Genomic DNA, 14,170 nt, shown 5'->3' on the forward strand with positions numbered 1-14,170 from the left:
TTCTTACATTCACTATAAAATGAAATCGCTTTCTTTTCAAAATAGATTTTTCCGTATCGCTTAGGAAAATAGTTATAAGATTACGCACAAAAAAAGAAGTCACACGGCTGTGCAACTTCTTCTTATCAATTACTGCGCATGAAAATTCAAACGCATACTGTAGATTGGATTCAATGGATCATCTAAGCTTTCAAAGTCAAAGTTTTCACCAACTGTGCCAAATAATGAGAAGGAGAAAGCAGTACTATGCCCTTCGATCGTTCCTAGTTCTCTGCGGTTATTGAGGTTTTGACCTGATGAGATCAACATGACTTGATTGTCATTCAGATTGTTTTTCACCCCTAGATCGATTTCTGTTAGTTTTTCGGTATCTGATTGACTAACGACCGAACTTACTGACACTTGGACCGCACGTTCCGCATTGTTTTGGATCTGATAAGTGGGTGAGACGATACCATTGCTTTCTTTACTTTCTGCAAAGGACACGTTCACAGGAATCGTCACATCAATATACTCAGACGTATCTTCTAGAATCGTGACTTGACTGTTCAATGTCCGAGCGTTGCCAGCTTGGTCTGTTAAGGTGATCGTTACACCATGATCGCCTACCGCTAAATCGGCAAATTGCACATTGTTTTCATATGCAACTTCGACTTGAATATCTGGTGACAATGACCAGTTGTCGGTCGGATCACCATCTAAAAATTCACGTGGCTCTGGTGCTGTTTGTCCCTTCGTGAACACTAATGGATTTTTTAATGTTCCGTCAGGTGCCGTGGTATCTTCAATCCGTACCTTAGTATCTTCAATTCTTATTGTATTGCCAGCTTCATCGGTCGCATCTACATGTACTTGAAAATACCATTCACCTAAACTATTCGGTCGTAAGCTGTGTAACGGAAGATTATTTTTTAACGTGATACTTTCTCGTTCTGTCCAATTATCTTCTAAGTCAATGAGTAACGAACGCAATTCTTCCTGTGTAAAATCACGCGTTCGAGTGGCTTCGAAAATAGTGATTTCTTGGTTAATTGAACCAGTCGGTGCTTGTGTATCGACCACGCGATACTTCACATCATAGTCCGTATAATTACCGCGGATATCCTCTAGACGAACATTGGCATCATAAATGGTTGTCGATGGGGCAACATTGACAATACTTACGATATCTCCGTTATCATTACACAAAGAAAGATCAATTTGATCGGTTGGTGTCGTATTGTCCAATGGGTCTTCAGTAAAGAACTGCAATAGCTCGTCTTTCGTCAATTCTTCTTTTCTTCGTGCTTGGAAATCGACAGGTTGGGTGACGACGTTTCCTGTTGGACCTTCGTTGTCTCCCGCAAGAAATTTGACTTCTTGTAACTCCGATTGATTTCCTTGCTCATCTTCCAAACGAATAAAGCCAGTATATTCTTTGTATTCTAAGTCGTCTAACTCAAATTCGTTCCCTTCACTATCGACTAATTCAATGGTGATGTTTTCTGGTAAGCTCCAGTTATCGTCGGGGTCACCGTTGAAAAACTGCAACAAGTCCGTTCGAGAAAACGTGTTCGATGTAAGCGTGGAAAAATCAATGACTTCATCCTTGAAATTAGCAGTTGGTGCTGTAGTGTCCACTACTCGTGCCATGGTATTGTCAAAAATGTGTTCATTCCCAAATTCATCGGATGCCGTGAGATCCAGTTTATGGTAAGTGCTTCCACTATTCGGATACAAATCATATAGGTGACGATGATTTTTTAACTGGATATTTTCTAACTCTGACCAGTTGTCCGCTAAATCATTTATTAGTAGTCGCAATTCTTCTTGGGTAAAATCTCGATGGCGGTTTGCCTCAAAAACAGTCCAAGTTCCTTTGACACTTCCTGTCGGTGATTGCGTATCCACCACCCGATAATTGACTGAATATTCCGTTTGGTTGTTCGCTTGATCTTGTAAACGAACTTTCGCATCATAAAGAGTCGTCGACGGTGCGACATTGACAATACTCACAACATCGCCAGCATTGTTACGTAAGGAAAGATCAATCTGATCGTTTGGTGTCACGTTGTCTAGAGGATCTTCTGTAAAGAAGCGTAAAAGATCATCTCTCGTCAACTCATCCTTTCTTCGCGCTTGGAAATCTACGGGAGAGGTTGTGACATTTCCTGTTGGACCTTCCGCATCTCTTCCCTGGAATTTTACTTCTTGTAGGTTTGATTGATTTCCTTGTGCGTCTTCTAAGCGAATATAGCCTGTATAAACGTTATCCTCTGACTCTAAATTTTGTAAATTTATCACTGAACCATTACTGTCAACGAGTTCGATTTTGATGTTTTCTGGTAATGTCCAGTTGTCATCCAGATCATTATTCAGAAATGCCAAAAGGTCTGTCCGTGAAGGAATATCCGTTGTTACCCCAGAGAGGTCGATCGTCTCTGATTTCACTGTCCCTGTTGGCGCTATGGTATCAGTAATACGCAACTTCGTATTCAGCAATGAACGTTCATTACCCGACTCATCTGTCATTTTCAACCAAACATTTTGATAACTTGTACCAGGACTAAGATTATTTAATTTTCTCTCAAAAGTTAGTGTGATGTTAGCCAATTCTGACCAGTTATCTTTCAGTCCATTGACTAATAATCGTAACTCTTCTTGGGTAAAATCTCGGTGACGATTGGCTTGGACTGTGACAAAATCACCGACTGCCGTCCCTTCTGGTGGTGTAGTGTCTACAACGACATAGTTTGTCGGAAAACGTTCATAGACGATTGAATTGGAAGAATCAGCTACACTGACTGTTAAGGAACCAGTTCGACCTGGATACCACATATTGTTGTTTATTGTACCAGAGACATAGTAATAATAATTACGCGCATACGTAGGTACGGAATCAAACCAAGTATCACGTATTATAGCAGTAGGTACAATAGCTGGACGTTGGGCTTCGATTGTCACAGGATTTTTAATTACATATGTCACTGTTGGATTGATCGTCAATCGTCCAATTGTTTCACTTGAATAACTAAGATTCATCACTTTTCTTGGTGTTGCATACTCTGGATATAGCGTCGCAACACCTGTTGTACCTAAACCAACATTTCCACGAATATCTAACGTTACAGCTTCATTTCCCGCCTGCACTCTTGTTACTGTAAAGTTAATAGTAGCGGTGAAATTGTTATTGATTGTCACTGTAGCAGCTACACTGACAGCTGCATGACTTGAAGAAATGTTCGTCAATGTGTAAGTGTTCCTATGCGTCGAATGATTCCCATAATACATCTGTGTGTAAAACTCGTCTGGCATTCCGACATCACTGTCCGTAACGATCGATGAAATCCAACCGTTATTTCCATTGACACGCTCTACCAATGAATGTGTTGGTACAGTGACAGAGAAACTGGCTGTTGAGTTTGCGGCACTCGCTAAATTGATGGTTCGGTTGATTGCCTTTTGTAATACACCTTCAAGATAGGAACTCCTACCATAATTCGTTAATTGATTTACATTTTCTGTGGTCAAATTCAAGCGTGCTAAGTAATTAGCCACTAGCGAATTTTCATCAAGTGGTGGTAAAACTGTTTCCTCAGCTGGTATATCCGTCGTTGGTTCTTCTGGGACAACTGGCTCTTCTTCGATCACTTGTGCTTCCTCTACAATCGCTGGCTGCTCAGAGAGGATCGGTTCCTCCGAGGCCTCTTCTTGTACTATTGGTTCTTCTACTGTTGGTTCTTCTACTGTTGGTTCTTCTATAGTAACTTCTGGTGTTTCTTCAGATAAGTGGCTTTCTGGCTGTTCTTCCGTGATTTCCGTACTAGCAATCGGTTCATTTTCTATTGCAAATACTGCCGATGGTAACAATGCGTGTTGGAATAACAGGAATGAAGTAGCGATCATCCGAATTTTTTTCGCTTTCAAAAATTCTGTCCCCCTTTCTCTTTCTTAGAATGTGCCTATTCAAAGTACTGATTATACGGATCTTTGAGATCAACTGATAACTATATGTAAGCATTCAAAAACTATGTGCTTGATCCCAAAAATTCTGCTTGATGACTCATACAGATAGAAGATATGTCTGTTCCATTCAGTACAAACAGTTCGCAGAATCGCCTTTTCACGATCGAATAATTGCTTTATGTAATTGTTTCACTGAATGACCTTCTTCTCCCTTTTTAACTGTTAAAAAAATAACACACATTCACATTAAAATTATCCATAATTCTATTATAGGAACAAAATCTTTTTCTACCGTTAGAAAGGTAAAAAAATCATTTTTTAATCTAAATTAGAGGAATGAACAGCAAATTTTAATCTTATTATTACCAAATTGCTTGATACGTTTTCTCAACATCTACTAAATATCGCTGATTACTCATCACATTTTTTTTCTATCGCACTTTATTCAAAACCATAATTTCCATAAGTAAAAATTAGTGGTTTTTACTATGAGAAATTGCAAAGATGCCTCTCATAAAAAATATTTTTTAACTGCATAAAAAAAGAACAACAAGAAAGTAGATTCTTTCTTGTTGTTCCAAAAATTATTCTAAGATTTCTTTTCATGTATATCATTTACCAAAAGCCATTTTTATTCCTTTGCATTGAAGTTCAAACGCATACTATACACTGGGCTTAATGGATCATTCAAACTTTCAAAATCAAAGTTCTCTCCAACCGTTCCAAATAACGAGAAGGAGAACGATGTATTACGACCTTCGATTGTTCCTAGTTCTCTGCGGTTATTGAGGTTTTGACCTGATGAGATCAACATGACTTGATTGTCATTCAGATTGTTCTTCACACCAAGATCAATCTCTGTCAATTGTTCCGTATTGGATTGACTAACGACAGAACTCACTGACACTTGAACCGCACGTTCCGCATTGTTTTGGATCTGATAGGTTGGTGAGACGATGCCATTACTTTCTTTACTTTGAGCAAAGGACACATTCATTGGAATCGTCACGTCGATATACTCGGACGTATCTTCTAGGATCGTAACTTGACTGTTCAACGTCCGAGCGTTGCCAGCTTGGTCTGTTAAGGTGATCGTTACACCATGATCGCCTACCGCTAAATCGGCAAATTGCACATTGTCTTCATACGTAACTTCGACTTGAATATCTGGTGACAATGACCAGTTGTCGGTCGGATCACCATCTAGAAAATCTCGTCCGCTTGGAGCTGTTTGCCCCTTCGTGAACACTAATGGATCTTTTAATGTTCCGTCAGGTGCTGTGGTATCTTCAATTCGTACCTTAGTATTTTCAATTCTTATTGTATTGCCAGCTTCATCGGTCGCATCAACATGTACTTGAAAATACCATTCGCCTATACTATTAGGTCGTAAGTTGTGTAACGGAAGATTGTTTTTTAACGTGATACTTTCTCGTTCTGTCCAATTATCTTCTAAGTCAATGAGTAACGAACGCAATTCTTCCTGTGTAAAATCACGCGTTCGAGTGGCTTCGAAAATAGTGATTTCTTGGTTAATTGAACCTGTCGGTGCTTGCGTATCGACCACGCGATAGTTAACCGGATATTCCGTATAATTACCGCGAATATCTTGTAAACGAACGTTGGCATCATAAATGGCCGTTGAAGGAGCAACATTGACGATACTCACAACTTCTCCATTATTATTTCGTAAAGAAAGGTCAATTTGATCGGTTGCCGTCGTATTATCTAATGGGTCCTCAGTAAAGAACCGCAATAAATCTGCTCTCGACAATTCGTTTACTCGGCGTGCTTGAAAATCCACAGGTTGAGTAACGACATTTCCTGTCGGCCCTTCATTGTCTCCTGCAAGAAATTTTACTTCTTGCAAATCTGTACGATTTCCGTGTTGGTCTTCTAAACGAATATAGCCTGTATATTCTTGGAACTCCAAGTCATCCAATGCAAATTCATTTCCCTGACTATCGACCAATTCAATGCGGATATTTTCTGGTAACGTCCAATTATCTTCCGGTGTGCCATTGAAAAATCTTAACAGATCTGTTCGAGAGAACGTATTCGATGTAAGAGTAGAAAAGTCGATCACCTCGTTTTTAAAGTTAGCAGTTGGCGCCGTAGTATCCACTATCCTTGGCATAGTTCCTCTAAAAATATGTTCATTTCCAGCTTCATCGATTGCCGTGATATCCATTGGATGGTATGCACTTGGTTCATTTGGAGATAAAACATATAGGCGACGATGACTTTCTAAGCGAATATTTTCTGATAAGGTCCAATTATCCGAAATGCTATGAAATAGTAATCGTAATTCATCTTGGGTAAAATCTCGATGACGATTCGCTTCAAAAACAGTCCAGGTTCCTTTGGCACTTCCTGTTGGCGCTTGCGTATCGATCACACGGTAATTGACCATTTGATTTCTATTCGCATTACCTGCTTCATCTTCTACATTTAAAAATCCCGTATACGTTTGGAGTAAGTTAGGTGCTACTCCAGCAATCGAAGTAGACGTACCTAGCGAGTCAAGCAATGATAATTTAATATCATCATTCAAGGTCCAGTTATCCGACATCGAATCAACAAACGGTAACAACTCTGAGCGCTCAAGCCCTCCAATTCGTCGTGCTTGTAAATCTCTAGTAGTTGTATTTGTGGTAACATCTGGAGACTTTGTATCTATTACACGATAAGTAACTGGTAAATCACGAAAATTACCAAATTCATCAGTTAAACGGATTGCTGCATCATAGACATTTGTGATTGACGGAGCAACATTACTGATACTTACTGTATTCTCAGAACTATCGATTAATGAAATATCGATTTGATCCGTTGGTGTACTATTATCCACTGGATCATCGATAAAGAATTTCATAATATCTTCTTTCGTCAAATCATTCACTCTTGTGGCTTCAAAATCTACTGGCGTAGTCGTGACATTTGCTGTTGGTCCTTCGATATCTCTCAGATTAAATCTCACTTCCTGTAGCGCCGATTGATTCCCAAATTCATCTTCTAGACGAATATAACCTGTATGAACGCTATTTGATGGTTCTAGATTTTGCAAATTGATAACTTCCCCATTACTGTCTAACAGTTGAACGATAATTTCATCTCTTAATGTCCAATTGTCCTCCAAATCATTATTCAAAAATTGCATGATTTCTGAACGAGAGGGAATGCTTGTTTCAACATTAGAAAGATCGATTATTTCTGATTTCACTGTTCCTGTAGGGGCTAATGTGTCTATAATACGCATTCTTGTTTCGTAAAAATTTTGTGTATTTCCACTTTCATCTGTTGCATTTAGATTAATTAAATTAGTGGAGTTAGGTACTAATTCCGTCAAGCTTCTTGTAGCTGCCATTCTAATATTACTCAACGTAGACCAATTATCTTGAAGATTATTTATAACCGAACGTAATTCTTCCTGGTTAAAATCTCGGTGACGATTTGCTTGAATATCTGTCCATTCTGTTTTTTCCATACCTGTAGGTGCTTCAGTGTCTACGACCGTCACAGTTGTCCAAAATTGTGTGATTCCACCAGTGGAATTATTGATAAGATAAACTGGCAACTGATTAGTATAACCAGGGAACCAACCAGTTCCAAGATTTGAGGTGGAGAAACTCCAATTTCCTGGACCTGGTAATGTATGGAACCAACTTTGAATCACTTCTTGAGACAACGATTGGCTTCTCGTGGCCTGAACCGTCACATTCGCATGCACACCGACTGTTGGGACTTCTTCCTCATCTTCCGCATTCACTGTCAATTGTCCAATTGTTTCCCCCGTATAACTAAGATTCATCACATGTCTTGGGGTGGCAATGTGTGTGAACTGTGTCGCAACACCAGTCGTACCTAAACCGACATTTCCACGGATATCTAACGCTACGGTCGTGCTTGCCGCCTGTACTCTTGTGACTGTAAAATTGATCGTTGATGTAAAATTGGAATTGATTGTTACAGTAGCAGAGACACTCACCGCTGCATTACTTGACGAAATATTCGTTAATGTGTATGTATTTCGGTGAGTCGAATGATTCCCATAATACATCTGTGTGTATAATTCATCGGGCATTCCGACAGTACTGTCCGTAACAATTGAAGAAATCCAGCCATTACTAGTACCTTGCCGCTGTACCATGGAATGTGTCGGTACAGTCACGGAGAAAGTGGCTGTCGAATTTGCCGCATTGCCTAAAGTGATAGTTCGATTGATGGCATTTTGCAAGACAGCTTGAATATAGGAGCTTCTCCCATGATTGGTTAGTTCTGCTACGTTCTGTGCAGTTAAATTCAGCCGTCCCAAATGGACAGATAGCGGACTTTCATCAAGTGGTGGCACTTCTTCTTGCGTTTCCACCGTCTCTATAGTCTCCTCCGTCGCTGGTGCTTCTGGTGGTGCTTCCATCGGTGGCACTTCTTCTGCCACTTCTGGTGGAGCTTCAGGAGTTTCCACTACTACTTCAGGCTCTTCGTGAGTAATTGGTGCTTGTTCTTCGACCACGTCTGTTGCTTCTTCAGATAAGTGGCTTTCTGGCTGTTCTTCCATGATCTCTGTATTAGCTATCGACTCGTTTTCTATTGCCATTACCACAGAAGGTAGCAATGCCTGTTGAAACAATAGGAATGAGGTAGCGATAATCCGTATTTTTTTTGCTTTCAAAAATTCTCTCCCCTCTCTTATTTTTTGACAATGCATGTAATCATCTATCTTTTTGGATAAACTGATTGAGACAAGTAATCGTTAAAACGAGCTACTCGGTCGTAAGTTTTCTGCAAAGTTCAGCTATAAATAAAAGGTATGTAGTTAGTTCAGGCACCTTCGCAAAAATCATTGCGAGTTTAAGCAGGATTTTTATGTGGAATCAATGGTGCAAACCCGCTAAAAAATGAAAAAAAACTCAAAAAATAATAATGCAAATGCCATACAAATATTATCCATAATTTCAAAATACTAATAAAATCTTTTTTTACCGTTAGCAAGGTAAAAAAACACCCAAGACGTGAACGCCAGTCGATCACTATTTTTTTCGACTTTACCTTTTTCTTGTCTACACTAGATTAGTTACTATTCCTTGAACAAAAAGGGATAACTATTATATAGAGTAAAAATATGAAATTATCACTGATAATAAAATTTCCCTCAGATGGAAATTTATAAAAAAAACCACATTCTCATGAAATCCAAATGATTTTCATGAGAATGTGGCATCTCGTTTTTACTTTTTTTCTATTGGTGCTTACTTATTAATTTGCGACGATGTTGACTAATTTATTTGGAACCACGATCACTTTTCTGATTGTTTTTCCTTCTAATTGTTCTTTGATACTATCATCGTCCATCGCTGTTTTTTCTAGTTCTTCTTTTGATAAGTCACGTGCAACACTGGCTTTGGCACGAACTTTTCCATTGATTTGGAAGACGACTTCTACTTCATCTTCAATCAAAGCAGCTTCATCATAAGTCGGCCATGGTGCATAAGAAAGATCTTGTTCATTGCCTAGGATCGCCCATAGCTCTTCGCCGATATGTGGCGCGATCGGTGCTAGTAATTGAACAAATCCTTCGATATATTCATAAGGTAAGGCATCGACTTTATATGCTTCATTGACAAAGACCATCAATTGCGAAATCGCTGTATTGAAGTGTAGATTTTCGTAATCTTCTGTGACTTTTTTGACTGTTTGATGATACACTTTGTCAAGCTTACCGTCATTCAGTGTCGTGATACGATCACGCATTTTGTTGTTTTCATCTACGATCAAACGCCAAACACGATCTAAGAACTTACGACTGCCTTCTAAGCCATTTTCACTCCAAGCAATCGATGCGTCTAATGGGCCCATGAACATTTCGTAGAGACGTAACGTATCCGCACCATATGCTTCTACGACATCGTCAGGATTAACCACATTGCCACGAGATTTAGACATTTTTTCGTTGTTTTCTCCAAGGATCATTCCTTGATTGAACAATTTTTCAAAAGGCTCTTTTGTTGGTACCACGCCAATATCGTAAAGGAATTTATGCCAGAAGCGAGCATACAATAGGTGAAGTACCGCATGTTCTGCCCCACCGATATAAATATCTACTGGTAACCATCGTTCTAGTTTTTCATAGTTAGCTAATTCTTTTTTATTATGTGGATCGATATAGCGCAGGTAATACCATGAGCTTCCTGCCCATTGTGGCATCGTATTCGTTTCACGACGGCCTTTTTTACCTGTTTCAGGATCAACGACATTGACCCACTCGTCAATGTTTGCTAATGGTGACTCCCCTGTTCCACTTGGTTGGATATTAGTTGTTTTTGGTAAACGTAATGGCAACTCTTCTTCAGGTACAGTTGTTACTGTGCCGTCTTCCCAATGGATGACTGGGATTGGTTCACCCCAATAACGTTGACGAGAGAATAACCAATCACGCAAGCGATAGCTGACTTCTTTTTTCCCAACACCTTGTTCTTCCAACCATTGATTCATTGCATCGATGGCTTCTTCTTTGTTCAATCCGTTCAAGAAATCAGAATTGATATGCACACCATCTTCTGTGTAGGCAGCTGTTGAAGTATCGCCACCTTCGATGACTGGTAAGATTTCTAGATCAAAAGTTTTTGCAAACTCGTAATCACGTTCATCATGTGCGGGTACTGCCATGATCGCTCCTGTTCCATAAGAAGCTAACACATAGTCAGCGATCCAAATAGGGATTTCCTTGCCATTCACTGGGTTGATGGCATAAGCACCTGTAAATACGCCTGTTTTTTCTTTGGCAAGATCAGTACGTTTAAGATCTGATTTTTTCGCTGTTTCTGCGATATACGCTTCCACTGCTTCTTTTTGTTCTGGAGTCGTGATCTCACGAACCAAGTCTAGCTCTGGTGCTAGCACAGAGTAGGTTGCGCCAAATAACGTATCCGGACGTGTAGTAAAGACTGTATATTCTTTATCTGTTCCAGCCACTTTGAACGTGACATTTGCTCCAACTGAGCGACCGATCCAGTTTCGTTGCATTTCTTTGATGCTTTCAGGCCAATCAACAAGTTCTAGGTCATCGATCAAACGATCTGCATAAGCAGTGATTTTCAGCATCCATTGACGCATCGGTTTACGGATGACATCATAGCCACCACGTTCACTTTTTCCGTCAATGACTTCTTCATTAGAAATAACAGTCCCTAATTCAGGTACCCAGTTCACGGCTACTTCGGCTTCATAAGCTAAGCCTTTTTCGTATAATTTAGTAAAGATCCATTGTGTCCATTTGTAGTACTCAGGGTCTGTTGTGTTTACTTCACGATTCCAATCGTAACTAAAACCAAGTGAATTGATTTGGCGACGGAAGGTTTCAATATTTTTTTGCGTAAATTCTGCAGGGTCATTCCCTGTATCCAATGCGTATTGTTCTGCCGGTAGACCAAATGCATCCCACCCCATTGGATGTAACACGTTGAAACCTTGACTACGTTTGAAACGAGCTAGGATATCTGTTGCAGTATAGCCTTCTGGATGCCCAACATGCAGACCTTGTCCTGATGGATATGGAAACATATCCAACGCATAGAATTTTGGTTTACCTGGTTCATCATGCGTATTGAAGGTGTTATTTTTTGCCCAATATTTTTGCCATTTTTTTTCAATTTCTTTGTGATTATAGCTCATCTTGAACCCCCTATTTTGATGTAATGATCTGTTTTTCTTTTAGCATTTGGCCTTGAAAAACAAAAAAATCCTATAAAAAGATTGCTCTTTTTATAGGACGTAATCTACGTGGTACCACCTAATTTTGCCTTACTAAACAAGGCCTTGAACGTTGTAACGGTCGTCACCGCCTCTGCTTACTGGGAGAACTGTTCAGCAGGTGCAACTCAAAGGCGAGTTCAAAAGCGTCCGTACACATTTTCACCAACCATGTGCTCTCTAAAACTTTCGACTTTTTACTACTTCCTTTTCAAACGTTGATCAACTAAATTTTTAGTAGCTTCATAGTAACAAATATTATTGAATCAATCAACTATTATTTCAGTCAGATCGATTATTTTGCAACGATCAAACTTTGTCCTGGGTAGATAAAGTTATTTTTGATGTTGTTCCACTCGATCAATTGCGCCATTGAGATGCCATGGCTATCAGCTACACCCCAAACGGATTCACCTGCTTTGACTGTGTAACGTTTGCCATCATTAGACGTAGGTGCTGCTGTTGTATTTCCTTTTTTCACGATCACTTTTTGGCCTGGATAAATGAAATTATTTTTGATATTGTTCCATTCGATCAGTTGATCCATCGTGATGCCGTGTTTATCAGCTACCCCCCAAACGGATTCACCTGCTTTGACCGTATAGATCGTATCACCAGATGTTGATGTGTTCGTTGCTGCTGACGTATTCGGTGTGCTTGGCGCAGCTGCCGGCGTTGTTGTCGGTGTAGATGTTGGCGCTGCTGTACTTCCACCTTTTACGATCAGTTTTTGACCTGGGTAGATGAAGTTATTTTTGATATTGTTCCATTCAATCAATTGGTTCATCGAGATCCCATTTTTATTTGCGACGCTCCACACCGATTCCCCTGCTTTGACCGTGTAGGTGCCTGAGCCTTGGCTTGCTGTGTTTGAAGTCGTTGGATTATTCGTCGGTGTTGAAGGTGCTGGATTCGTTGATGCAGTGCTTGTTGCGCCACCATTTGAAACAACCAACTGTTGTCCTGGGTAAATAAAGTTGTTCTTGATGTTGTTCCATTGGATCAACTGTGCCATTGAGATGCCATGGGCATGAGACACACCCCAGACAGAATCGCCTGCTTTGACCGTATATTTTGCACCAGAAACTGAAGCACCTGTACTTGGTGTTGATGGTGTTGTGCTTGGTGTCGATGGTGTATTTACAGAAGCAGACCCACCATTAGAAACGATCAAGCTTTGTCCTGGATAAACAAAATTATTCTTGATATTATTCCATTGGATCAATTGTGCCATTGAGATGCCGTGGGCATTCGAGATACCCCAAACAGAGTCACCTGCTTTGACTGTATAACGCGTACCGGACGAATTGTTTGTTGTTGTTCCAGCAGAACTGCTGCCTGCAGAAGCTGTATTGTTTCCTGAATTTGTTGTTGAAGATCCGCCAGCTGTACCACCTTTGATCGTCAATTTTTGTCCTGGATAAACAAAATTATTTTTAATATTATTCCATTCAATCAATTGTGCCATTGAGATGCCATGAGCATTTGAAATACCCCAAACAGAATCACCAGATTTTACTGTGTACGTCGTTGAACCCGTAGTCGTACTTCCACCAGTATTTCCTGTATTCGCGCTTCCTGTATTTGTACTTCCTGTGTTACCTGTATTGATCGTATTGCCGCCGCCAGTAGTCGCACCACCGCCTGCATTTCCAGTTGCTGGTGTGTCATATTTGGTCAAGCCATACGTCATGATAAGATTGTTTAATTTTGTCGCATAACTTGGGTCTGTCGCATAGCGTCCTGTCAAATGGGCAGTAGCATCCGTATAAGAACGAGTATTACTCTTCCAAGCACCTGCATAGTAGTAGCCATTACCAAATGAAGTATTTCTAAGTACATAGGCATTGTCACTAAAAGACTCTGCGAAAGAAGGATATTGACGGAAAGGTTCTTTTTTCGTCACCCATTGGTTGTTCAAGAATTCAAGCGTGTCCATATAAACAGTTTGTCCTTGGTAACTTCCTTTGATCCCAAATAAGTTATGATACGGTGCACGTGATAATGTACTGCCACCCCAACCACTTTCGACGACTGCTTGAGCGATCATTACTGAAGCATACAAATCATTCGCGTTTGCGATTGGTTGTGCAAATGTTGCAATTTCTGTGATAAATGCAGCGGTATTGATCCGAGAGTTCATTTGGATCGGTGTTTCATCCGCATTGACAGCGACTGATTGTAATACTGGTGCTACAGCTGAACAGCCCACCATTGCGGTTCCGACGATTGCCGCACTTCGCTTTACTTTACGGTAACGCTTTGCTTGTTCCAGACGTCTGCGTTCTTTTCGTCCTACTAATTCCTTTTGCATATACTATCCCCCATATTTAATTACTTTTATCTAGCCTTATCAATAATTATAACTTCTCTTAATATTTATTAAAAGTTATTTAAGACTATTACGTTGTTTTGTAATCTTTATGTAATCTTTCGTAATTTTTTGATTTGACGCTTTTGTTAACCCTTTAATCAA

General features: G+C 39.9%; 4 protein-coding genes and 1 other annotated feature. All 4 genes read right to left on the bottom strand.

Going from position 1 to position 14,170, the window contains the following annotated elements; translation table 11 throughout:
• Nucleotides 1–129: 129 nt before the first annotated feature.
• Nucleotides 130–3,906 (bottom strand): Ig-like domain repeat protein, encoded by a 3,777-nt coding sequence (locus tag IGJ39_RS12650; protein ID WP_438764922.1) that lies wholly within the window; start codon nt 3,904–3,906, stop codon nt 130–132.
• Between the two features lie 670 nt (nt 3,907–4,576).
• Complete coding sequence (locus tag IGJ39_RS12655; protein WP_438764924.1) at nt 4,577–8,617, bottom strand: Ig-like domain repeat protein; 4,041 nt, start codon at nt 8,615–8,617, stop codon at nt 4,577–4,579.
• 584 nt (nt 8,618–9,201) lie between these two features.
• The gene (leuS, locus tag IGJ39_RS12660; RefSeq protein ID WP_438764926.1) at nt 9,202–11,616 is read right to left on the bottom strand and encodes a leucine--tRNA ligase; all 2,415 of its coding nucleotides are present in this window, start codon (nt 11,614–11,616) and stop codon (nt 9,202–9,204) included.
• Nucleotides 11,617–11,706: 90 nt separating this feature from the next.
• Nucleotides 11,707–11,919 (bottom strand) — a binding site (T-box leader).
• A gap of 70 nt (nt 11,920–11,989) precedes the next feature.
• On the bottom strand, nt 11,990–14,008 hold the full coding sequence (locus IGJ39_RS12665) for a LysM peptidoglycan-binding domain-containing protein (protein ID WP_438764928.1): 2,019 nt from the start codon (nt 14,006–14,008) through the stop codon (nt 11,990–11,992).
• Nucleotides 14,009–14,170 lie beyond the last annotated feature (162 nt).

The organism is Enterococcus sp. AZ140 (genome assembly GCF_051714405.1).
In the GTDB taxonomy this organism is placed as follows: Bacteria; Bacillota; Bacilli; order Lactobacillales; family Enterococcaceae; genus Enterococcus_B; species Enterococcus_B pernyi.